The sequence below is a fragment of the Psychrobacter sp. ER1 genome (assembly GCF_048631835.1).
Lineage (GTDB): Bacteria > Pseudomonadota > Gammaproteobacteria > Pseudomonadales > Moraxellaceae > Psychrobacter.
The window spans coordinates 1,656,395-1,679,393 of sequence record NZ_CP184640.1; the positions used below are offsets into that span (position 1 = coordinate 1,656,395).

Annotated in this window: 17 protein-coding genes and 6 pseudogenes; 11 read left to right on the forward strand and 12 right to left on the reverse strand. The window is 41.0% G+C overall.

The annotated features are described in order from the left end of the window. The first annotated feature begins 427 nt into the window (after positions 1-427). A pseudogene (locus ACOBWA_RS07475) lies at positions 428-1,821 on the forward strand (ABC1 kinase family protein). Positions 1,822-1,957: 136 nt separating this feature from the next. Here the strand turns inward: ACOBWA_RS07475 and ACOBWA_RS07480 are convergent. Then, positions 1,958-2,631: pseudogene (locus ACOBWA_RS07480) on the reverse strand (SAM-dependent methyltransferase). Between the two features lie 189 nt (positions 2,632-2,820). Here ACOBWA_RS07480 and ACOBWA_RS07485 point away from each other — a divergent pair. Both ACOBWA_RS07485 and ACOBWA_RS07490 read left to right on the forward strand, forming a co-directional pair. Continuing rightward, positions 2,821-3,012, forward strand: a complete 192-nt coding sequence (locus ACOBWA_RS07485) for a DNA gyrase inhibitor YacG (protein ID WP_057760289.1) — start codon at positions 2,821-2,823, stop codon at positions 3,010-3,012. A 31-nt stretch (positions 3,013-3,043) separates the two neighbouring features. Beyond that, positions 3,044-4,233, forward strand: a pseudogene (locus ACOBWA_RS07490) (aspartate aminotransferase family protein). 106 nt (positions 4,234-4,339) lie between these two features. Here the strand turns inward: ACOBWA_RS07490 and ACOBWA_RS07495 are convergent. The 7 genes and pseudogenes from ACOBWA_RS07495 to ACOBWA_RS07525 form a co-directional block, all read right to left on the reverse strand. Continuing rightward, positions 4,340-5,238 (reverse strand): annotated as a pseudogene (locus ACOBWA_RS07495) (LysR family transcriptional regulator). A gap of 233 nt (positions 5,239-5,471) precedes the next feature. Continuing rightward, positions 5,472-7,487 (reverse strand): DNA polymerase III subunit gamma/tau, encoded by a 2,016-nt coding sequence (dnaX, locus tag ACOBWA_RS07500; protein ID WP_420228928.1) that lies wholly within the window; start codon positions 7,485-7,487, stop codon positions 5,472-5,474. Positions 7,488-7,556: 69 nt separating this feature from the next. Then, positions 7,557-8,042: a hypothetical protein gene (locus ACOBWA_RS07505; protein WP_420228929.1), complete on the reverse strand. Its 486-nt coding sequence runs from the start codon at positions 8,040-8,042 to the stop codon at positions 7,557-7,559. Between the two features lie 229 nt (positions 8,043-8,271). Then, positions 8,272-8,817: a hypothetical protein gene (locus ACOBWA_RS07510; RefSeq protein WP_420228930.1), complete on the reverse strand. Its 546-nt coding sequence runs from the start codon at positions 8,815-8,817 to the stop codon at positions 8,272-8,274. A gap of 115 nt (positions 8,818-8,932) precedes the next feature. Next, entirely contained in the window at positions 8,933-10,471 is a 1,539-nt protein-coding gene (lysS, locus tag ACOBWA_RS07515) for a lysine--tRNA ligase (protein ID WP_201548258.1), read from the reverse strand. A 129-nt stretch (positions 10,472-10,600) separates the two neighbouring features. Then, positions 10,601-11,692 (reverse strand): peptide chain release factor 1, encoded by a 1,092-nt coding sequence (prfA, locus tag ACOBWA_RS07520; RefSeq protein WP_057760300.1) that lies wholly within the window; start codon positions 11,690-11,692, stop codon positions 10,601-10,603. Between the two features lie 234 nt (positions 11,693-11,926). Further along, the gene (locus ACOBWA_RS07525) at positions 11,927-13,072 is read right to left on the reverse strand and encodes a beta-ketoacyl-ACP synthase III (RefSeq protein ID WP_057760302.1); all 1,146 of its coding nucleotides are present in this window, start codon (positions 13,070-13,072) and stop codon (positions 11,927-11,929) included. A 296-nt stretch (positions 13,073-13,368) separates the two neighbouring features. Between ACOBWA_RS07525 and pnuC the strand changes: the two genes are divergently transcribed. The 4 genes and pseudogenes from pnuC to creD all read left to right on the forward strand — a co-directional run bounded on the left by pnuC (position 13,369) and on the right by creD (position 17,064). Further along, the gene (pnuC, locus tag ACOBWA_RS07530) at positions 13,369-14,079 is read left to right on the forward strand and encodes a nicotinamide riboside transporter PnuC (protein WP_420228931.1); all 711 of its coding nucleotides are present in this window, start codon (positions 13,369-13,371) and stop codon (positions 14,077-14,079) included. Beyond that, a complete protein-coding gene (locus ACOBWA_RS07535; RefSeq protein WP_420228932.1) occupies positions 14,030-14,638 on the forward strand; it encodes an AAA family ATPase in 609 nt (202 codons plus the stop codon). Before pnuC ends, ACOBWA_RS07535 begins: the two co-directional genes overlap by 50 nt. 95 nt (positions 14,639-14,733) lie before the next feature. After that, positions 14,734-15,258, forward strand: a complete 525-nt coding sequence (locus tag ACOBWA_RS07540; protein WP_102093027.1) for a TIGR00645 family protein — start codon at positions 14,734-14,736, stop codon at positions 15,256-15,258. Between the two features lie 241 nt (positions 15,259-15,499). Next, positions 15,500-17,064: pseudogene (creD, locus tag ACOBWA_RS07545) on the forward strand (cell envelope integrity protein CreD). A gap of 156 nt (positions 17,065-17,220) precedes the next feature. On the opposite strand, the pseudogene ACOBWA_RS07550 reads toward creD, so the two are convergent. Further along, positions 17,221-17,901: pseudogene (locus ACOBWA_RS07550) on the reverse strand (DUF421 domain-containing protein). Positions 17,902-18,224: 323 nt separating this feature from the next. On the opposite strand from ACOBWA_RS07550, the gene ACOBWA_RS07555 reads away from it, so the two are divergent. After that, a complete protein-coding gene (locus tag ACOBWA_RS07555) occupies positions 18,225-18,608 on the forward strand; it encodes a hypothetical protein (RefSeq protein ID WP_420228933.1) in 384 nt (127 codons plus the stop codon). A 14-nt stretch (positions 18,609-18,622) separates the two neighbouring features. Further along, positions 18,623-19,141 (forward strand): EamA family transporter, encoded by a 519-nt coding sequence (locus ACOBWA_RS07560; RefSeq protein ID WP_420228934.1) that lies wholly within the window; start codon positions 18,623-18,625, stop codon positions 19,139-19,141. Positions 19,142-19,312: 171 nt separating this feature from the next. Here ACOBWA_RS07560 and ACOBWA_RS07565 read toward each other — a convergent pair whose 3' ends face one another. Further along, positions 19,313-19,726, reverse strand: a complete 414-nt coding sequence (locus tag ACOBWA_RS07565; RefSeq protein WP_160021698.1) for an organic hydroperoxide resistance protein — start codon at positions 19,724-19,726, stop codon at positions 19,313-19,315. 166 nt (positions 19,727-19,892) lie between these two features. Between ACOBWA_RS07565 and ACOBWA_RS07570 the strand changes: the two genes are divergently transcribed. Then, positions 19,893-20,744: an AraC family transcriptional regulator N-terminal domain-containing protein gene (locus tag ACOBWA_RS07570; protein ID WP_420228935.1), complete on the forward strand. Its 852-nt coding sequence runs from the start codon at positions 19,893-19,895 to the stop codon at positions 20,742-20,744. 264 nt (positions 20,745-21,008) lie between these two features. Further along, positions 21,009-21,338, forward strand: a complete 330-nt coding sequence (locus tag ACOBWA_RS07575) for a hypothetical protein (protein WP_102091713.1) — start codon at positions 21,009-21,011, stop codon at positions 21,336-21,338. A gap of 150 nt (positions 21,339-21,488) precedes the next feature. Here ACOBWA_RS07575 and ACOBWA_RS07580 read toward each other — a convergent pair whose 3' ends face one another. Together ACOBWA_RS07580 and ACOBWA_RS07585 are read right to left on the reverse strand one after the other, a co-directional pair. Further along, the gene (locus ACOBWA_RS07580; protein ID WP_102093022.1) at positions 21,489-22,094 is read right to left on the reverse strand and encodes a class I SAM-dependent methyltransferase; all 606 of its coding nucleotides are present in this window, start codon (positions 22,092-22,094) and stop codon (positions 21,489-21,491) included. A gap of 104 nt (positions 22,095-22,198) precedes the next feature. Next, positions 22,199-22,870 (reverse strand): hypothetical protein, encoded by a 672-nt coding sequence (locus ACOBWA_RS07585; RefSeq protein ID WP_420228936.1) that lies wholly within the window; start codon positions 22,868-22,870, stop codon positions 22,199-22,201. Positions 22,871-22,999 lie beyond the last annotated feature (129 nt).

Here is a 22,999-nt window from a genome sequence, read left to right on the forward strand (position 1 = left end):
TATTGAGTAACGTCTTGGGCAGTGTGTTTTAGATAGTGCGAAGGTTTCGCTCAATATGTTTGATTAATAGTATTTCTATATTTTATAGCTCTACATCATTATTTGACCTAGCATCATGCTAGGTCTTATTTTTAGTATCTTTTTGATACTGACCTATTGGCTATAAATAGATTTCACTAAATTTTAATAACCAGTGAACTTGCTAAAAAATGCTAACTATTTATCAATCATACTCAAACTAGTAAGCACCTATTTATCAATAGTTACCACTAGATATTAGCTTACAAAGTAACTATCAATGGCCAGCTCAGGCTCATAAAACCAATGCGCTTTATATGATACAATTTTGTACCTGTGCATCACGTCTCCCTTGTATTGTAAGTTTCGAACCCGCAAATCAATACCAATTGGATGAATGATTATACTTATGGCAAATGATACGTCTAAACCTTTTAGCAACAAGCAGTCAATCGATAGCCTAAAAACCTCAGGGTTTGATCGTCGTATGTCGATTGCAAAAACTTCTTTGAATATTGGTCGTCGTTGGGCGGGTAATAGCGTGTCTGGTATGTTTTTAAATAAAGAAGCACGTACTGCACGTAATCAAGCGTTTATGGAAACTCAGGCAAATTATCTGGCATCAGAGTTAGGTAAATTGAAAGGTTCAGTCGTCAAGATTGGCCAAATGCTAGCGATTTATGGTGAGCATATACTGCCGCCAGAGATCACGCGCGCTTTGCAAACCCTTAATGATGATACGGCGACATTGACTTGGCCGACGATTGAGCAAACATTACGCCAGTTACTAGGCAACAAACTAAACGAGCTAGACATTGATCCTGTCCCCATCGGAACCGCTTCTCTTGCTCAAGTTCATCGTGCGACCGTACTCGCCACTGGCGAACAAGTTGTGTTAAAAATTCAGTATCCGGGTGTGGCAGACGCTATCAACTCTGATCTTGCCTTGTTCAAAAGATTGTTAAAAGTAAGTAATATAGTCCCCCAAACTCGCGCACTCGATGCTTGGTTTGAGGAAATACGTGACCTACTCCATCATGAAGTCGATTATGAAGCGGAAGCGGCTACGACAGAACGTTTTTACGAGCGTTTAATTGATGATCCGCGCTATATCGTGCCTAAGATTAATCGTACTTATTCTAAAAAACGCCTGCTATGTATGTCATACGAGCCAGGTATCACTGTGGTCTCGGAAGCATTACAATTATTACCTCATGAACGCCGAAATGCCATTGGTCAAGCGGCCATAGAAATCATGATGCAAGAGATTTTTGTATGGGGTGAGATGCAGACAGACCCTAATTTTGGTAATTATTTAGTGCGTGTGAGCGAAAACGAAGAAGATATCGATAGATTGGTTTTGCTAGATTTTGGAGCGATTCGTCAGTTTGATGGTAACTTGTTAACGATTGCTCGTGGTCTACTACGCGCGGGATATCGCCATGATCAGCAAGCAATGAGCATTGCTATGAAAGGATATGACTTTTTCGATAGCATGAGCAATAAAGTACGTTCAGATATTGCCTCGTTATTTTTACTTGCTACCGAGCCTTTTAGTGACCCTGAGAAAAACGCTAATATCCCTAGTGAATGTTTGGATGAGCAGAATCGCTATATTTGGGCCAACAGTAAATTACATTCACGCCTATCCACTACGGCCACACGTGCAATGCAGTCCTTTGAATTTAACTTACCACCAAAAGAATTTATGTTTATTAGCCGCAAGTTTATCGGTGCATATACTTTTTGACTGTTTTAGATGCGCATACCAACTCTAACAGTCTTGTAAAACCTTATTTATAAACCGTGCAAACTTTGAGCCGTCCTTTAGTGACGGCTTTTCATCTTTTTGATTTTAACTGCTTAGGCTATTTTATGTCTAATACTACCACCTTTATTGTAAGGCACTGACATAAGCTTTGCATTTTTACTTAGGCTATTATTTTTCGCTTATAGCACTTACCTGCCAATCGTCAAATCTTGTTTTATACCATTTCGGCTTACGAATACTTAGCTCCCAACACACTTCTTGTCGTGCAAGATATTTCACTTCGAAATGAGTGCGCTGACTAGTCGCTGGTACTCGAGAACGTGTTGATGGCAGACACCATACTTTGGTTGCTTGGTGTTCTGCATTGTCCATATAGGATTCGATATTAGTGACTAATATCACTTCTCCGCCCACCTGCAAGCGTGATAATAAAAACTCAAAAAAGGCATATTCAGCCATTGCTGATTTGGATTGTGCTGTTCAGGATTGGGATAAAGAATAAATATTTTAGCCAAACTATTTGGTTTAATAGCATGCACTGTCCATGCAATCGCATCCGCATGAATCGCGTCTAGGTTTGATAGATTTTGTAGAGTAGCTAATTTTGAGAATGCTTCAAATTTATTACGCGTGCGTTCAATGGCTATCAGATGCTTATCAGGATTTTGTGCGGCAAAGCTAAGTGCATGCTTACCCTTCCCTGCCCCAATCTCTAGCATCAACGGTTTTTCATCTTTATTGTCATTAATGATATTTGGAATAATAAAGTCACGCGGTGCTGACAGTTTTTGTGGTTGAAAGGCACGCTCTTGCTGATGCGTGAGATCAATATTGTCGGTCATCTACTATCCTTAAAGCATTTGTCTTTTGTCATTATTCGGCCCCATGCTATTATATAGTCAATCCAATTGAATAGTAATACAGCGATAGCGAGTACGCCTCGTTTCGTCGTAATTTAAATGACGGATGCGTTTTATACTTGTGCCATATGCAACCAATACTAATAACATTTAGGACATTGCTCTTTTCTTATGACTGACTCTACTGCAAATACGCCTCCAAAGACCTACCCTTGTCCACGTTGCGGCACCCAGACGGCCTGGCAAGACAATAAATATAAGCCGTTTTGTAGCAGTCGCTGCAAGCTGATCGACTTAGGTGCTTGGGCAAACGAAGATTACACCTTACCTGCAGAAACCACGCCTTTTTCTGACGAGCTATAACCCACACTTTTACTCAATTATTATACCAAGGATGTTTTACATGTCTGCTACTTACCTGATGCCCACTTATAATCGTCAACCAATCAGCTTTACACGCGGTGCAGGCAGTTGGCTCTATACCAAAGATGACAGGCCTTACTTAGATGCCTTAACTGGTATTGCGGTATGCGGCTTAGGACACTGTCATCCACAAGTCACTGATGCGATTCAGCAGCAAGCAGGTGCGTTAATCCATACGAGCAACTTGTTTGGCATTGATTGGCAAGAGCGTGCTGGAGAGATACTATGTACCGCCGCCCAAATGGACAGTGTGTTTTTGCCAATAGCGGTGCTGAAGCCAATGAAGCTGCATTAAAGTTGGCACGTTTATACGCGTACAAACAAGGTTTTAAACGTCCAAAAGTTATCGTGATGGAGCAATCGTTCCATGGTCGTACTTTATTATCTTTGTCAGCTACTGCAAATCCAAAAGCACGCGAAGGATTTTATACACTAGATGAAGACTTTATTCGTGTGCCATTTGGCGATATCGCTGCCGTTAAACAAGCTGCTCTAGAACATGATGATATCTGCGCTATCTTTGTAGAGCCGATCCAAGGCGAAGGCGGCCTGAATACTGCAGCCAATGGCTTCACTTATCTTGAAGAGCTACAAGCAGAATGTGACGCTCATAACTGGCTATTTATGCTAGATGAAGTGCAAACAGGTAATGGCCGTACGGGTAAATATTTTGCTTATCAACACAGCAACGCTCGCCCTGATGTGTTGACGACAGCCAAAGGTCTAGGTAATGGTTTCCCAGTCGGTGCGTGCATGGTACGTGGCCGTGCTAATGGTCTGTTTGGTGCTGGTAGCCACGGCTCTACTTATGGTGGCACACCATTGGCCAGCCGCGTGGTACATAGCGTGTATGACGTATTAGCAAATAGTAATATTATGGAAAATGCAGTGACTGAGGGTTTATTCATCAGAGAAAGTATCGTTGATACATTTGGCCAATATGGCGTTAGCAGTCGCGGTGCAGGTATGATGATTGGTATCGCGCTACCTGAAGACATGGATTGTAGCCAACTGGTAGATCGTGCCCGTGATGAGCAAAAGCTGATCATCAATGTGACGGGTGGTCATGTGGTACGTTTGCTGCCACCACTTAACATGAGCCGTGATGAAAGCACACAAGTAGCTGAACGTTTAATCAATCTGTTAAAACCATCATTTTAAAGCATGCTTCAACGTTAATAACAGACAATAAAAAAGCCTATAGATAATTCATTATCTATAGGCTTTTTGCTAACTAAAAACGTTTCGTGCGTAGTGAGAACAACACTTAATTTGCATGGAAGTACTTTTTCAATACCTCTAGGCAACGAGTAATTTTAGCTGGCTGTTGGTCGCGATTTAAAGTGACCGCATATAGCACAAAGCTTGGTAATTGATAGCCAGTCAACACTTCTACCAGCTCACCGCTCTCAAGCTCTTTCTTGACGTCCATTTCTAACATTCTAACCAACCCGTGACCTTCTTTAGCCAACGTCGTTGCCATAAACACGTTATTGGTATAGATACGTGAGTTCATTTTGACACGCGTTTTTTGCCAGTTTCAGTCTGAATCATATCAATCTGATTGGCATCTTTCATGATTTCAATACAGATTAATTGATGCTCAGCCAAATCTTTAGGCGTATTTAGCTTACTGTGCTGACGTAGATACTGAGGTGAAGCAACCAACAGTTGGCGCACATCAGTTAATGGATGGCTACTCAGACTAGAATCATTAATCGATGGACTCATGCGAATGGCAATATCAATACGCTCGTCAATCATATCAATATAATGGTTGTCAGCTAGATAGGTGACACTTAGATCATCATGTGCCGCCATCCAAGTAGAGAGTGCTGGCAGTATGTGATTAACACCAAGCTCAGGCGTGGTCGATACACGCAAGCTACCTGCTAGCTCATCACGCAATTGATTAACTTTAATACGCCCTTGCTCCGCTGCACTGACGACATCCTTTGCCGCTTCGTAAAAGCTCTCACCAGCTTCTGTTAAGCTTAGCTTACGAGTTGAGCGATGTAGCAATACCACGCCAAGCTCGTTCTCTAACGAACGAATTTGCTGACTGACTGCACTGGTTGTAATACCTAGCTCACGTGCAGAGCCACTAAAAGAGCCATGTCCGACCACACTGGCGAACACAGCCATACCGCGTAAATTATCCAACATATTCTCACCTAAACGTCATTTCAGTTTTTAATATAACTTAACCATTATAACGACTTTGCATTCATCTTATCGTTATCAAATGGTTCTCTCTTGTTTGATAAATATATTTTGACCCGTAATAAAAACAAAAATATCAAGGTGATATATTGCTATCACCTTGATATTTAATATAAAACTACGTTCAATATATAAATATACTTTTAGATACTTTGAGCAAACACTGCTCTAAAATCTCAATATAGCTGTACTTTACCCATTTTCCCCTCACCGCGTTCAGTTAAATACTGCATTACTGGTGTTTTTAGTAATTTCGTTTCAGCAACGGTTTTCGCTTGCTCTAAACGTTTTTTCTGTCGGCGCTCTGGGGTTTTATCTTCGGTCCGCATGATACTACTATCAATTTTCAAGTCAATGTCAGCTTGCGTAAATTGCTGTTGTAGCTTAGCTGCTAATTGCTGAAAAGTGACCTGCAAGTGCTTACTATCAACACTGGTCAAAAATGTGGCTTTACCATTGCATTGTCCAGTCATTGTACCTTGTCGTGCTAGTGCTAGCTCATCTTGTGCCAATACCTCGCTTTCACGAGCAGTTTGCAGCCAGTAGTCCCACTTTTCTGGGTTCCACTCACCTGTCAGTTCTTGAGGTGGACAACGTAGCAATGTGCGTGGATCTTCATCAGAATGTGCTGTTAACTGAGAATCATTTGCGCCAGGCTCAACAACTGGTTCAGGCTCAACAACTGGTTCAGGCTCAACAACTGGTTCAGGCTCAACAACTGGTTCAGGCTCAACAACTGGTTCAGGCTCAACAACTGGTTCAGGCTCAACAACTGGTTCAGGCTCAACAACTGGTTCAGGCTCAACAACTGGTTCAGGCTCAACAACTGGTTCAGGCTCAACAACTGGCTCAGGCTCAACAACTGGCTCAGGCATAGCACTAGCCACTGACTGTGCTAAATTGTCATTATAATCAATACCGCTTTGTAGCTCAGTGTGACTTGAAGTCTGATAATCAACACTATAAAGCTCTGGCGACGGTGCTGAGGCTTCATGTGCAGCAGCATCTGGGGCTGATGCCGAAGATACTGGTTCTATAGCTGGTACTTTGGTAGCAGACCCATCACTATAATAAGTATTGCTCAAGACTTCATCGACTGGCAACGGACGAAACGCCAGTAATCGCAAGATGCACATCTCAAGCGCTTGCATCGGCGTACTTGCAAGCTTAACGCCTTCACGGGCTTGCACAACGATCTCGTAATACAGTTGCAAGACATCAGGGCTGATATGCTGAGCTAGCGTATAAATGTCTTTTGCTTGCGCCTCATTGACATTAAGAGCAACCTCAGGCAACAGCTGAGTCAATGCCAACTGATGTAACAGCTCAGCGAGCCCATCAAACATACTAGTCGCATCGACCATTTGCGCGCGCATTTGCTCAATATGAGCAGCAACCGCAGACTTATCATGATTATAGATATCTGTGATTAGACGCACTAAGTCAGCAGCATCAATAAGACCAAGCATTGCATTAACAGTCGCATCATCCAGTGCGCCTTGACCAAAAGCAATGGCTTGATCGGTCAATGATAGAGCATCACGCACAGAACCTTTGGCTGCACTTGCCAACTGCCAAATCGCTGGCTGAGTATAGCCTACCTGCTCTTTGGTCAAGATATTTGCCAAGTGCTCGCTAAGTAACGTTTGAGGTAATGGGCGCAGAACGAACTGCAAGCAGCGCGAAATAATCGTAATCGGTAACTTTTGTGGATCAGTCGTCGCTAATAAAAACTTCACATGCTCAGGTGGCTCTTCTAGTGTTTTAAGTAACGCGTTAAAGCTGTGCGTCGACAGCATATGTACTTCATCAATCAGATAGACCTTGTAACGCCCTTGGCTTGGTGCATAAGGCACATTGTCTAACAGCTCACGCGTATCTTCGACCTTGGTACGCGAAGCGGCATCAATCTCAATAAGATCAATGAAACGCCCTTGATCAATAGCAACGCAGTTATCGCATACGCCGCAAGGAGTGCTGGTAATACCTGTATCACAGTTCAAGCATTTAGATAAAATACGCGCAATCGTTGTCTTACCCACACCGCGCGTACCTGTAAACAGATAGGCATGATGCAAACGATTGTAATCAATCGCATTAATCAGCGCTTGAGACACATGCGTCTGCCCAATCAACTCGTGAAAGTTTTTTGGTCGGTATTTGCGAGCTAAAACTTGATATTGCTGCGTCATAATAAATGCCAATGTAAATAATACAAATATAAAGGGAGCGTCAAACTAATGAATCATACTATGTTTTGGTTATAACTGAGCTTGAAGTTGTGCCAGTCGCTCGTATAAGCGTTGAGTGCTTTCATCAATCAATGAGCCTGATTGATGAAAAATATCTAGATAAACCTCAGTGTTTACACTGTCTTCGCATGGCCTAAACTCTACGCCCAGTAAAAACAAATCGTCCATTACTGGCTCTTGTAATTGGACATTAATATCTGACAATAAATCTTTATAAGAAAGCCTAACATTTTCTGCGCTCAGCGAACTGCTATCGTCTTGCGCATAAAACACTATAAGATAGTGGCGTCCAAATACATGATAAGAATGCTCATGGCGGACATAACCATTCCAGCGCGAGTCTTGATCCATGGTTATGTAAGCTAAGATTTTTTCTACTAGACACGTATAGGTATACATTGACTCATCTACCAAAATATCAACCTGCTCATTTGGTAAAGGTCTACCCGCTTCATAATAACGCTCAAGAACACTGTTAAACAGCTTGAACCACATCCGAGTATTTTTTGCATCTCAGCCATTAAGGCATCGGCATACACAGTCTGATTCGGCTCTACTGCTTTAAGTAAGCGTAATTCAACTTGCTCAATTAACTCGTTATCGATTAGCTGCTCTTGCACCCTAATCGCTCTTTGGTGAAAGTCAGGTGATTGTAGAAACTGTTTAAGCAATGTCGATTCGTTTTGAAATGATGCAAAGCTAGATAGTTGACGACGATGAAAATCTAAAAAGTTGTCAAATCACTTGGCGTCACCAATTGATTGAGGATATCAACGAAGTTTTGATGACTAAAGACTTGTAAGATACTTTGCTCATCATCTAAGTCTAAAACACAGTCTTCTGCAAAAAACCGACTGCCATATTCGTAGCCAACTGCATAAGATGAATGGCCCGATTGATCGTCTTGATGATTGATAGACAATGATGTTAAACCGATAAAGTAAACCGCTTTAGCAGTTATCACGGCACTTCTATCTACAATTAGGCTGTCGTTTTTTTGATAAATCTGAGCGTGGCGTTTGATAAGTTGGTTAACAACTTCTTTTCTCCACTCACGAACTTTAGCATTATCCACTTCTTGTCTATTCGCTTGCATCACAACCGTATTGACGAGCAAATAAATAGTAGCGCCGGAAAACTCAAAAACAAAATCATAACCCTGAAAATGATCAGAGTCAGTGATTTTGTCATCAGGCAACTCATACAATGATAAAAAACATTGCTGAATCATTTTTTGCCATGGCGCATATGATGCTTGCTGAATATCCATAATACCTCTATAAACGATATTTCACAAAAAAGCTTATACCCATTCTGTGAAAATGAGCAAAAGCTTTTTATGCTGAGTTAAGTATCAGTTTGGATTTACAGCAAGCAAATTCACCTTAGCTGTCTTGTTTGCGGCGCATATGCGGGAACAAGATCACATCACGGATACTAGCAGAGTCGGTAAATAGCATTACTAGACGATCGATACCAATACCTTCACCAGCTGTCGGTGGCAAACCATAAGACAATGCTTCGATATACTCTTCATCAAAATGCATAGCTTCATCATCGCCAGCGTCTTTTTCAGCAACCTGACCACGGAAACGCTCAGCTTGGTCTGCAGGGTCATTAAGCTCACTAAAACCATTCGCTAATTCACGACCACCAACGAACAGCTCAAAGCGATCGGTAATCTCAGGATTGTCATCTCTACGGCGCGCTAGTGGTGAAGTCTCAGCTGGGTACTCGGTAATGAACGTTGGCTGACGTAATTGATGCTCAGCCGTTTCTTCAAAGATAATTGTCTGTAGTTTACCCACACCAAACACATCTTTGACTTGCTGCTTAAGTGTCGTAGATGCATATTCTGCTAGGTATTCACGATCATTGATGCGCGCCATGTCAAAGTTTTCAGCATATTTTGCAATCGCATCAGACATTGATAGACGAGCAAATGGTGCTTTTAGGCTAATGGCTTCTTCTTGATAAGTCAGCTCCGTTGTGCCCAACACATCTATTGCTAACTGATTAAACAGACGCTCAGTCAAATCCATTAAGTCATGATAATCAGCGTAGGCTTGATAGAACTCAATCATGGTGAATTCAGGGTTATGACGGGTTGAAACGCCTTCGTTACGGAAACTACGGTTAATCTCAAATACGCGCTCAAACCCACCAACGACCAGACGCTTAAGATAAAGCTCAGGCGCGATACGTAAATATAAAGGCATGTCTAATGCATTATGATGTGTCTCAAACGGACGAGCTACTGCGCCGCCTGGTATCGGATGCATCATTGGCGTTTCAACTTCCATAAAACGCTCATTAAGCATAAATTGACGAATACCACTAACGATCTGACTACGAACCATAAAGGTATTGCGAGTCGTCTCATTGGTCATCAAATCAAGATGACGATTGCGATAGCGCGCTTCGACATCAGCCAAGCCATGGAACTTGTTTGGCATTGGACGTAGTGATTTGGTCAATAGCGTAATTTCTTCAATATGCACATATAAATCGCCTTTACCTGAGCGACCGATATAGCCTGATACACCAACGATGTCACCCAAATCTAATGATTTAATGCTCGCACGCGTCTCCTCATCAAGCTCTTTACGTGCTACATATAGCTGAATACGGCCTGTCATATCTTGGATCACAATGAACGAACCACGGTTGAGCATGACTCGACCTGCCACGTTTACTTGTGTTTTTTCACCATTCGCTGCTTTTTCTTCAATTTCCTGCTTTGAGACACCATCAAAAGCCGTCTGTAAGTCTTGCGCATAATCAGTGCGTTTGAACGTATTAGGATACGGCTGTTTACCTGAAGCACTGATATCGTCTAGCTTGGCTTGCAGTTGTGCGATTAGCTCGTTAGCATCTTCTACGACTGGGGTTTGATCTTGGTTCTGATTATTGTGCTTTGACATAACACTCTCAATATTTTTAGGTAATTAAATGGATAAACGAAAAAGAAAAATTAAATCAATACTTATTATTATAAGAACAGACATGGTGATAAGAACGATAAAACTGTTAGTACTTTTAAATACTAACTACTAGTCATTGCCACCGATACTGGCCATCAAATCGGCCTGATGCTCACGCAACAATGCATCAAGAATCTCATCCAAGTCGCCTTCCATAATAGAATCAAGCTTGTATAAGGTAAGGTTGATACGGTGATCGGTCATACGGCCTTGTGGAAAATTATAGGTACGGATACGCTCTGAGCGATCGCCACTACCGACCAAGTCACGACGTATAGAGTCCGCCACATCGACCTGTGCTTGCACTTTGGCTTGCTGGATTTTAGAGACCAGCATTTTCATAGCATGCGCACGGTTTTTGTGCTGGCTACGCTCTTGCTGACACTCTACCACGGTACCCGTTGGAATATGTGTCAAACGTACGGCAGAGTCAGTCGTGTTCACGTGCTGACCACCAGCGCCACTTGAGCGGAAAGTATCCATTTTGATATCAGCAGGATTGATATCAACGGTATCATCAATCTCAACTTCTGGCATGACCGCAACCGTACAAGCTGACGTGTGAACACGACCTTGGCTCTCGGTTTCAGGGACACGCTGTACACGGTGAGCGCCTGATTCAAACTTTAAGCGACCATATACACTGTTGCCAGATACGCGAGTGATGATTTCTTTATAACCGCCATGCTCACCTTCATTTGCAGAGAGCACTTCTAGTGTCCAGCCCTGGCTCTGCGCGTACTTTTGGTACATACGGAACAAGTCACCAGAGAAAATCGCTGCTTCATCGCCGCCTGTCCCTGCACGAATCTCCAAAAACGCTGGTACTTTATCATTAGGATCTTTTGGTAGCATCATCAGATTAAGCGCTTCTTCCATCTCTACGATGGTATCACGCGCACTCTCAATCTCATCGATCATCATCTCTTTCATGTCAGGATCTGTTGCATCGGCTAGCATCGCTTCTGCATCAGCCTGATCCGTTTCTGCACCCACGTAGTTTTGCCACAGCGTCGTGATCTCCATCAAGTCGCTGTGCTCAACAGACAATTCACGGAACTTGTTATTATCACTGATGACACTAGGATCTGATAATAAAGCGGTGACCTCTTCATAACGGTCTACCATCTGGTCTAAACGCAGGCGTAAGGATTCTTTCATAAAAGGACTTTTAATTGGATAAGAGGAATAAGCCCGTGATTATAGCAAATTTTTTGGGGTAAATTAAAACCTCTAATCATTCTTGTTGATATTGTCGGTAATCTCGATGTTATCTTCTCAAAGATCTCTGTTTATATTTAGATGTCACGACTTAATTTCAATAGCAAAAACGACAGACAAAAAAATAGCTAAGAAGACTCTTAGCTATTTTTATCAAGACAATTAGTTAAAGCATTAGACCTTGCGAACTAGCACCGAACCAATAGAGTAACCTGCACCAAATGAGCAGATAACGCCCAGATCACCTGATACCAAATCGTCTTTGTGGCGATGGAATACAATCATAGGACTCGCTGAGCTAGTATTGGCAAATTCAGCAATAACACTCGGTGCAATCGACTTATCAGCATCTTTACCAACCACGGTACGCAGAATCAAATCCAACATATTGGCATTGGCTTGATGCAACCACATCATCTTAACATCAGATGTTGGGATGTCGTTTTCTTGCAAGTGCTCAGTGATAATCTCTGAAACTTTTGGACAGACTTCACGGAATACTTTACGACCATTTTGCAAAAACAGCTTATCAGTAACCGGTGCTTTGATATCTGGATACATTTCAGTCTGCGCCGCTAGATACTCTGAGCGATCCATAAAGCCATATTCGTTTTTGATGTTGGTCGAAAACTGAGTAAATAGCTTAGAGTTTAGAATCTCATAACCTTTTGGCGTATCTAATTCTTCAACGATAGAAGCAGTCGCTACGTCACCGAAGATAAAGTGGCTGTCACGGTTACGCCAGTTTAGATGCGCTGAGGTAATCTCGACATTGACCACAGCAATACGTTTGGCCAAACCAGAGATGATAGAACCATGTGCTTGTGATAGACCAAAAGTCGCCGCACTACACGCAACGTTCATATCATAAGCAAAGCCGCCAATCATACCAATTTCGTTTTGGATTTCGATAGCAACCGCAGGATAAGTACGCTGAAAATTTGAGCAAGCAAGGATAATACCGTCTAAGTCATTGGCCTCAAGTCCAGCATCAGCCAAAGCGTCTCTAAGTGCTGCTGCACCCATTTCGGCCATTACTGACAACTCTTCGCCCAAGTTACGGTAAGGGATAACTGGCGCCATGATTTCAGTATTTAAGATACCTTCTTTTTCCATCACATAACGTGATTTGATACCAGATACTTTTTCGATGAAGGCAGCTGAAGAAGGCTCAAGTGCCGTCACTGTCTCTGCAGCTATCTCTTCAGCATGTTCGGTATTATAGTTTTCAACATACTGGTTAAATGACTCAACTAGCTCTTCGTTACTAATGCTGTAAGGTGGGATATAAAGACCAGTGCCTGTGATACAAGTCGTCATGATAAGCTTCCTTGTCTACTACTGTGGTGCTTGGAATAAGCATAAAAGTGGAAAAATAATAGCCATTCAAATTCAGTGAATAACTGTAAACTTAAAATCAGTGTGTTTATTATGCCTGAATATTATAATTTTTCTAATACTTTGTTACAAATAATCTGTTTCTTGCCATAAATTAGCAAAGACTGCCGTCCTTTTTCGATAGCTACGTTATAATTAGCATCATTTTATTCTGTACGACTCATCGAACTATCTTAATTATTCAGAATATTGATACACGCTCATACTTAGGAATGCTAATGGCAGAACTTCTCAACTGGTTATTTGGTCAATACGCTGACTACTCTACGATATTCATCATTCTTGAACTGATTGCCGTTGTCTTCGGCGTAGCAAGTGTCTTACTTGCCAGCAAAACCAATATTTTAGTCTTCCCTATCGGTCTGGTCAGCACTGCTATATTTGTGTACCTACTGTGGAAGTGGCAACTGTTTGGCGATATGTTCATCAATGCTTACTATACCGTGATGAGCTTGTATGGCTGGATTAACTGGTCAAAGAACAAGAAAAACCAGTCTGTTGAGCATAAGCAAGCAGACGCTAATAATGTCTGTATTGAGCATCTGCATGCAGGTGACATCCCTATACTCTCTGCTTTGGCAGCAGGAACAGTAGCTTTTGTAGGATTGGTTTATTATTTCCGTCCAGTGATTAATAATGGCTTTAGTTTCGATGGTGCGGTACTTGGAATCCATCTATTTACTTGGGTCGATTATACTGACATGCTCACTACGGCTTTGTTTTTGATGGCAATGTGGCTCATGGCACGGCGCAAGATTGAGCATTGGATACTCTGGATCATCGCTGATGCGATATCGGTACCGCTATACTTTTATAAAGGTTTTACTTTTACCGCGCTACAATATGTAGTCTTCACTCTTATTGCAATCTGGGCATACTATGAATGGCAACGACGCTACCGCGTACAACCTCGAGCAGCATACGCCTAAATCTGTCATCAAAGTCGCGGTCTTAGGAGCAGAAAGTACGGGTAAAACGACCTTATGTCGTGATTTAGCCGCGCATTTTGATAGTCCTTGGGTGTCAGAATACATGCGCACCTACTTACAGGCAAAATGGGACGACGAGCAGCTGACTTGTACGTGGGAAGATCTACTACCTATCGCACAGGGGCAGATTACACTAGAGAATACCTTAGCCAAACAGGTCGCTCAGTCGTCTAATGCCAGTCATTATTTGTTTTGCGATACCAGTTTGTTTGAGCTGATGGTTTATTCTTATTGGTATTATGGCGACTGCCCTACGGCCCTTGAGCAAGGAGCATTGGCGCATCACTATGATTTAATATTATTGACTGATGTTGATACGCCTTGGGTGGCTGATGACCTGCGAGACAGTCCGCACCAACGCGATGAGATAAGCGACTATTTCGCCAGTCAATTAAGCAAGCATCAAAAACCATTTCAACGCATTAGTGGCGATAGAAAAGCGCGCGTTCAGCAAGTAGTAGCGCAGCTCGCTAATATAGATAATATATCGCCTGACTAAAGCTAAATAGCTATACCCAAAAACTTATTTATATTTGTGTTTTTAAGACTTTCTTGTCTTTAACACTTTTTGTATTTGAAACCTAAGAGATACCCATGCTAAAGAAGTTTGAGCTTTACTTAGAAAAAACCATATTTAATAGCCGCTGGATATTGGCACCTTTTTATCTAGGGTTGGTGTTAGGCATTATTTTATTATTTATTAAGTTTGTCCAAAAACTATGGCACATGTTCGCTGACATTCTGACGGCCTCTGAAGCCAGTGTGATTGTAGATATATTGGTATTGGTTGATATCTCTCTAGTTGCCAGTTTATTGCTTATCATTATATTCAGTGGCTATGAAATTTTTGTCTCAAAAATCGATACTGGCACTCATGATGATCGTCCTAGCTGGATGGGCAAAGTGGACTTTTCTGGTCTAAAGCTCAAAGTCATCGGAGCAATCGTCGCTATCTCAGCGATTGATCTGCTAAAGTCCTTTATGGATATATCTAGCGGAATGAGTGAACTTGATGCTGACAAACTCATGTGGAAGGTTATTATTCATATGACCTTTGTATTGTCTGGCTTGTTATTCGCTATCATGGATAAAGTGGTTGGCGATACGAAAAAGCATTAAAAATATTAATAATCGAAAAATAATTATCCGAAAATATCAACTTTTACCCTTTCACAGTTATTCCATATTTCCTGCACATCTTCTCGTTATGCCCTCTCTATGATGTCTTTTAAAGCCACAGTCTGCTATCTCGGCAGCTGTGGATTCAAGACACTTAGGAGGCGACCACATGCAAAAAACATTATTGACTAAGTTATCCATTATTATAGGACTGTGTATCGTTTTTTCGATTGGTCTCACTATGATTAGCGACATCATATACGAGAGGCAATACTACGCAGAGTCAGTGATAAAAGAAATCACCGAGCAGCATGTCAATCCACAAGAAGTCATCAACCCATTTATAGCTATTCCCACGACAGTCACACCGGCATGTCAGTCAGATGCATTTGATACGCCAAATATCAAGAGTAAATGTGAACCGTCATACTCGAAGATTGAGACGATTTTTGCTTCTCAAACGCAGGCAACACAGAACCTAAAAGTAAACACAGATACTTATAAACGCGGTATTTATAGTGCTACTAGCTATGATGGTCAACTTACATTCAATCAGAGTTATAGGTTTGCTGAGACTTTAGAAAATTTAGATCAGGTTAGCACTACAATTGACGATGATGCAGATTCAGTCGGTATATCTCCTAATACAGACAAAACACAGCTAGCCAAAACCATTACCCACTGGAACAAGGCAAAATTGATCATTCCTGTGTCTGATTTGCGCGGTGTCGCTACCTTGCCTACTGTCACAATCAATCAAAAATCAATTGCAGCAAACTATCCGCAGATACCAATGATAGAGAACTTAACCTATGTCGAAGTAGATATTCCTAAAGACGTATTGGAGCAATTAAAAAATCCTACTAGCCAGCAGAATAAAGATAGCTTGGCTACCACAGGCTCAATAGATACAGATCTAAATAAATCAGAGGTGAGTAGCCAATTATCCAGCCCTAAAGACAATCAAGCGCTCAATATTGTGATCGACTTACCATTAGCTGGCATTAGTAATTTAACGACTGTCCCAACTGGGCAGAACTTTACTCTGTCTATGCACAGTGACTGGCAGACACCAAACTTCATTGGTAAAGCATTACCAAATACTAAGAGCATCACCGCTAAAGGATTTGATGCCAGTTGGCAAAATCAGTATCTAACCGTCGCCAACAATCAATACCTCTCTCAATGTCTCAGCGCACCTAACCAGCAATGTACAATCATAAGTGAATCAACGTTCAATATCGATAGTCATTCGTACAATCCTGATTCGTTTAAGGCATCAAGAGGTCTGACGGCAGACAGTGCGACAGTAGCCGGCAGCAATCAAAGTGTTCTGCTGAACAGCTTTGGGGTTAGTTTTGCAAGCCCTAACGATGTCTATCTACAAACTGAACGAGCCATGAAGTACGCTTTGCTATTAATGTTGGTATCGTTTGGTACTTTCTTTTATTTGAAGTGCTCAAATCAAGTCGTATCCACCCTATTCAGTATCTGCTCGTCGGCTGCGCACTATTTGTCTTTTATGTCTTATTACTGCCGCTTGCAGAACAAATCGCATTTTGGCAAGCCTATATGGTAGCGGCCAGTGCTTGTGTTGGGCTTATTGGCTGGTATAGCTACTATGTATTTGGCAGTTTCAAACGGGCAGTAATCTTTACCACGACGCTTGCTGGGCTATACGCTGCGTTTTTCGGTATTTTAAGTACAGAAGATCTCAATCTATTATTAGGTGCGATATTCTGCTTTGTGATACTTGCCTGCGTGATGGTGATGACTCGCAAACTTGACTGGTATAAAGTTACCTAAATAAGGTCACGTAAATTACGCAGGCCACTTAACCCATATTATTTATGAAACCAGTCAGACAAACTGTCAGTAAATGAAAGGTTTTTATCTGATAATTTGAAAAAAAACTTGGCTGCCTTAGCTTATCAACTGAGCTAAGGCAGCCAAGTAGTAATATTATTTGACGATATGATTGTTTAACGCTTTAGCCCAATTATTGCAATTATCCTCGCAGCGCGGGCAACAATGATTAGGGTCAGAGATTTCATCGACGTAACCGCAATACATACAAGCATAGTAAACCCCTGCTTCTACTTGCTCGACCGGTCGATATTGCTTGGGGAAAAGCGGCATACCGTAATCTGTTTTTTCAGAGGTGTGCAATAAGATACTAAAATTGCCATCAGCTTCGAGCAAACCGACACGAACTTGTCCTAAATGCTCAACCCCTGTTGGCGCATTTCAGCAAAAACTCATCATGTGACATTTCCCCTGTTTAATCTTATCAAGCACCAACATGCCATCTTCTACAATATACATTGAGCGCCCCTCTAGCAGGTCCTCAAAAGGCTGGAACTTCATCATCGCCCAAGTACAGAGCCTATAAAGTGAAATGACCGTACCCATGATTAATACCGCTTGGATAATGGGCAGGTCTTCGGTGAACATAGGGTCACCTGCAATAGAGCCCAATGATAAAATAATGGTTAGCTCGAAAATAGAGAGCTGACGGACGCCGCGCTTACCAGTGAATCGCAAAAATGTGATAATTAATACAAACATTACAGTGACACGTATTAAAATTTCTACGGCAAACAACCAAGTTGTGTCATAAATAAAAATACTTGCCCAATTCATACTATCTTTTCCTATTTATTTATCTGATTTATTGTGTTTAATGAATGTTGTTCTAATAGTTCATTTGATGCGACGCACATCATCCCTATTTTTAGACCTTATCGTCAATATAACTATCGTTATTCTGATTTAAAAGAGACTTTTTGCCATAAGTACGACAAAATATCCTGTCCTGTGAGACAGCTATAGATTAGATTGATAATTTATCAATCTATTATCTTTGCTAAGAAATAAGCGTTCGTTATAACAGCGTATCTCAAGACCTAAAATTAAAATCCTATGCTTGCCTGTTTTGTGCCATTTATTCATTGTAGGAATTACTTTTGAAAGCCACTATTTATACTATTATTGCGTTAATCGCCTTTGCCGCAAACTCTCTGTTTTGCCGAATGGCATTGGCGGAAGGCTATATCGATGCTTGGAGCTTTACCATCATTAGGCTAGTCAGTGCGACGGCTTGTCTAGGCATTATCATGGCTATACATGCTTACAGACTGCAACGCCAAACGTCCAATCATGACGAACCTACTGTTCACGCTATATTGAACGATAAAGGCAGTTGGTTGAGTAGTCTCAGCTTGGTGATTTACGCACTATGCTTTTCAATTGCGTATGTAGAGCTCGATACTGGCACTGGGGCATTGATTTTGTTTTCAGCGGTTCAGCTGACGATGATTGGCTGGGGTATCTATAAAAAGAGCAATTAAGCGCGCTACAATGGTTGGCGTTTGTCGTTGCAGTAGCAGGATTTGTATATTTGATGTTGCCATCGGCTGCCATACCGTCACCATTGGCGGCAGCGCTAATGGCTATGAGCGGCATAGCTTGGGGAGTATATAGTATACGCGGCAAATCATGTATCTCGCCGCTGCGAGCGACAGGGTTTAACTTTGTGCGTAGTTTAGTCGCTGTGCCTATACTATTACTGGTATGTATGACGTATTTAGACGATATGGGCTTAAAGAATATCAATTTACAAAGTATTACGACTGAAGGGGTACTACTCGCCTGTGCATCAGGAGCAATCGCCTCAGGGTTAGGCTATAGTATCTGGTATACAGCGATGCCATTATTGAAAAACACACAAGCCGCTATCGTTCAGCTATGTGTCCCTGTGATTGCTGCGTTGCTAGGTGTGATATTTTTATCTGAACAGCTGACTATGCCATTTATAGTTGCAAGCACAGTCATCTTGGGCGCGGTCTTGGTGTTCACCTTAAATAAAAAAGTACCGGTATAAAATAATGCTATTAATAACCTATCATCAGCTAAGTTGCTCAGAAAAGGTTCCAGCTAATTACGTTACTGGACAACATAAAACGCCCCGACTCTTATAAATCGGGGCGTTTTTGTATTCGAGTTATTATTTTAATATTGCTAGTCTATGGTCACTAGTCTTTAAACAACAGTCTTAAACGACGGTAACTTCTAGACGAGTATCGACATTGCCGCGAGTAGCATTAGAATATGGGCAAACCTGATGCGTGGCTTCGATCAACTGCTGCGCCTGCGCTTCATCAATACCTGATACTTCTACAGACAACTCTATCTCTAAGTTGTAGCTACCGTCAGCTTTCATACCGATACCCACTTGCGCAGAAGTTTTTGAAGCGGTAACAGGCAATTTCATGTGCTGTGCAGTCATGCTCAAAGCGCTATCAAAACAAGCCGCGTAACCCATGGCAAAAAGCTGTTCTGGATTCACGCCTTCTTTGTCTTGCTCTTGAAAAGACACCAAGTCAAATCCTAACGAACCATCGTCTAATCCAGTATGGCCAGAACGTCCACCAGTAGCGGTTGCGCGCGTTTTATAAAATATTTTCATGAGTAATTATTCCTTGTTTCATATTATTAGAGGTCGTACTTACGCTGTTGCGATGAGATTATTATAGAATCATCTACACTGATACGTTAGAACAAACCTCTATAACTCTTGCCTAATCCTACAAATCTTTATACTATCAGGCAATTATATAAAATAAGCACTCGTAATGAATCAAACGACTATTGACCAACTTTTAGCAGTACTACCTAGAAATAAAACCATCGAGTCCGCTGTTTCAGGCTTGTTCTTTTACTGCGCGGATAAACCAAGCAAAGCCGTAAGCTATATTCAAGAGCCAAGTATTTGTATTGTACTGCAAGGTGAACGAGAGATTTACTTGGGTACTGACTGTCAAAGGTTTGACAATAGTAACTTGATGTTCTGTCCAGTTAATATACCGCTAAGTATGCATATCAAACACGCTTCGATAAAGAACCCTGTCATTGTTTTATCAATGAAATTAGATTTAGCTATGATTAGAGATGTATTAGCGCAGATACCGACCACACACCCAATGGCAGGCAGCCATTTAGGGATAAAGTGGCACCTAGATGACACCATAATGGATGCGTTTGAGCGATTGATACGCTTGCTTGATTATCCAAACGATATTGATTTTCTGTCTTCTTTAATTCAACAAGAAATATACTATCGCCTACTCTTGGCTGAGCAAGGCAACAAACTTAAGCAATTGGTAGTTAGCGGTAGCCATACACACCGCATTGCCCAAGCGACTGACTGGATAAAGGCACATCTAGATGAACCTATTATGGTTGAGAGCTTAGCTAGTAGATGCGGCATGAGTGTTTCAGGGTTTCATCAGCATTTTAAAGAAATAACCCAGCTGAGCCCGCTACAGTATCAAAAAAGCTTACGCTTAATGGAGGCCAGACGCTTAATTAAGATGCATGGATCGCAAATATCACAAATAGCGATGCAAGTAGGCTACGAAAGTCCTAGTCAATTTAGCCGAGAATATAAGCGGTTTTTTGGTCTGAGCCCGAGTAATGAGTTGTAGTTATAACCTTATCGTTTAATAGAATGAATAATTTTGCTTAGGCTATTTTCTACTATACCTATGAAACTCTTCCCCAAAAAACATCATTTTTAAATTGAATGATTCATGGAGTATTTTAAATAAATAGAAAAAATTGGTTGACTCGACTATATATTCGTATTATAACATATTGTATATATTTAAAATAATGAATGTATAGGAGCAGCTTTACTCTGCGCAAGATCGATGTAAAGCGATCAATAGAAAGCTTAGGGAGAAGATAACATGATTCGTTTAAGCTACACTCTCAAATGCTGGGCACTTGGCATCACGTTTTTTACAGTGTTCTACTTTATGGTAGTGATGAGTGACCCTGGCTTTAGTAAGTACATTTATATGTTAGCTTTTAGCACCTTGCTATTCCCTATTGCTAAGCGTGCAGTCGATGTCATGACCGATTTTTTCGCACCAGATATTGAATTGTTCAATGGATTGCTACCATCACTTTTAATCAATATTGTGATTTGGATGCTTACTCCATTTATCGTCGCATTAACCGTGATTGCCTATGTACTTTATAGCATGGGTGTACTGACAGAAAAGATTAGCCATTAAATACCAATCATTAAATACTAGACAGTAGATACCAGTCGCTAACTATCAAACATTAAGCCTTAATAGCTCATAGAGAAGATAGTTTGCAAACTATCTTTTCTAACTATGTATATAGCGACTAAAACGACTAATAGATTTAACTTACAACGTTTAATTACTGGCTTTTTTGCCAACAAACTGTACTACAGCGCTAAGCCCTTGATGCCGCTTTCCTTCTGATACCATACGCAACTTCTCTACACCAATCACTTCGTTCAGCCCTACAAGCTCATTTTGAAAGTTCTGTAAAGCGCCAAAACGCTCCCTTTGACTGGTTGGTGGTCCACCGACTGCCTCTGTTTCAAGCTGTCGTTCTGTATAAGCTTCGACGATAAATACGCCATCTGGCTTGAGAGCGGTGCCAACTTGTGCATGTACATATTGACGTACCGTTTTAGGTACATGTGCCCAGATAGAAACTATAGCGTCCCATTTATCCTGACCAAAGTTGTAATCTGCTAAATCAGCTACTTGCGTAGTGATAGCTACCCCTCTATCTTTTGCCAACTTGTTCGCTTTGTTTAACCCTACTTCGGACATATCCATCGCAGTTACAGTGAAGCCTTGCTCAGCTAAAAATACTGCATTCCTACCCTCGCCCTCTGCTAGACAAAGTACGTGTCCACCTACAGGTATCTGCTCAAATGTCTCTCTCAAAAAATCATTAGGTTCGGTGCCAAATGCGAACTCTGTGCCGCTATAGCGTTCATCCCACATTTTAATCGTCCTTTTATATTTTATTTAGATGCTAATTACCATAGTAGCATTATTGAAAATTATCCAAAGAGATATTACTTATCGATGCACCTTACTTAACTTACCTAGTCACTTTCGTTCTCAAGATTATTATTGAAAATTTGATTTTGTTTCTTGATAAAATCTTGAGCCATTGTTATTTTTCGATTGTTATTTAACGAACCAAAGCCTGAGTATAGAAGAACTATAGAAGCAAATAAGGCTGGCAACCCCACAAGTAAAAAATAAGGATGACTAATCTTAAAATCATCAATTTCCTGAGTATTTAGATAAGCTAATATTAAAAAAGCTGTACCGCCTAATATGTACATATAGGACATCGACCTAGTATAGCCATTTAGTTTTTCGGAATATTTATTTAGAACAAATCCACCTTTCTCTTTATCAAAATCGATATAAAACATGATGTCACGTATTTCTTCGTAGCTAATCTCTCCTTCTGATAAAATATGTAACTCTATTAACTTCTCTCTTTCTAACTGACTCATCCCTAACCCAGTTAATTTCTGAAAGTAATTATGCTGAAGTAACATTTTGAAAGAGGTTTTAGTACGCTCATTTATATGTTCACTTTCCAATGCTTTCTCTAAAGGTTCTATTTTTCCATACTTTAAGCGGTCAATAGCATCCAAAATATGTGGAAATTTAGTTACTCCAATATAGACAAGCACAATCATCAATAATATCAAAGTAATTGAAGCATCAAACTTTTCATCAATAAAGCTGATATATTCCATTTATTTTTATGCTCCAAAAGATATTTACATGTAACACTATTAATAAATTAAGATTTCTAGATCAGTTAGAGACGATTAAGGGAAGCAAATTTAAACTTGCTTATAGTTTTAAAGTGGTAATAGTGCTTA

Excerpts from the sequence above, each read along its gene's own strand:
- ACOBWA_RS07485 (WP_057760289.1), top strand. The coding sequence starts at position 2,821 with ATGACTGACTCTACTGCAAATACGCCTCCAAAGACCTACCCTTGTCCA.
- dnaX (WP_420228928.1), bottom strand. The coding sequence starts at position 7,487 with ATGACGCAGCAATATCAAGTTTTAGCTCGCAAATACCGACCAAAAAAC.
- ACOBWA_RS07505 (WP_420228929.1), bottom strand. The coding sequence starts at position 8,042 with ATGTGGTTCAAGCTGTTTAACAGTGTTCTTGAGCGTTATTATGAAGCG.
- ACOBWA_RS07510 (WP_420228930.1), bottom strand. The coding sequence starts at position 8,817 with ATGGATATTCAGCAAGCATCATATGCGCCATGGCAAAAAATGATTCAG.
- lysS (WP_201548258.1), bottom strand. The coding sequence starts at position 10,471 with ATGTCAAAGCACAATAATCAGAACCAAGATCAAACCCCAGTCGTAGAA.
- prfA (WP_057760300.1), bottom strand. The coding sequence starts at position 11,692 with ATGAAAGAATCCTTACGCCTGCGTTTAGACCAGATGGTAGACCGTTAT.
- ACOBWA_RS07525 (WP_057760302.1), bottom strand. The coding sequence starts at position 13,072 with ATGACGACTTGTATCACAGGCACTGGTCTTTATATCCCACCTTACAGC.
- pnuC (WP_420228931.1), top strand. The coding sequence starts at position 13,369 with ATGGCAGAACTTCTCAACTGGTTATTTGGTCAATACGCTGACTACTCT.
- ACOBWA_RS07535 (WP_420228932.1), top strand. The coding sequence starts at position 14,030 with ATGAATGGCAACGACGCTACCGCGTACAACCTCGAGCAGCATACGCCT.
- ACOBWA_RS07540 (WP_102093027.1), top strand. The coding sequence starts at position 14,734 with ATGCTAAAGAAGTTTGAGCTTTACTTAGAAAAAACCATATTTAATAGC.
- ACOBWA_RS07565 (WP_160021698.1), bottom strand. The coding sequence starts at position 19,726 with ATGAAAATATTTTATAAAACGCGCGCAACCGCTACTGGTGGACGTTCT.
- ACOBWA_RS07570 (WP_420228935.1), top strand. The coding sequence starts at position 19,893 with ATGAATCAAACGACTATTGACCAACTTTTAGCAGTACTACCTAGAAAT.
- ACOBWA_RS07575 (WP_102091713.1), top strand. The coding sequence starts at position 21,009 with ATGATTCGTTTAAGCTACACTCTCAAATGCTGGGCACTTGGCATCACG.
- ACOBWA_RS07580 (WP_102093022.1), bottom strand. The coding sequence starts at position 22,094 with ATGTGGGATGAACGCTATAGCGGCACAGAGTTCGCATTTGGCACCGAA.
- ACOBWA_RS07585 (WP_420228936.1), bottom strand. The coding sequence starts at position 22,870 with ATGGAATATATCAGCTTTATTGATGAAAAGTTTGATGCTTCAATTACT.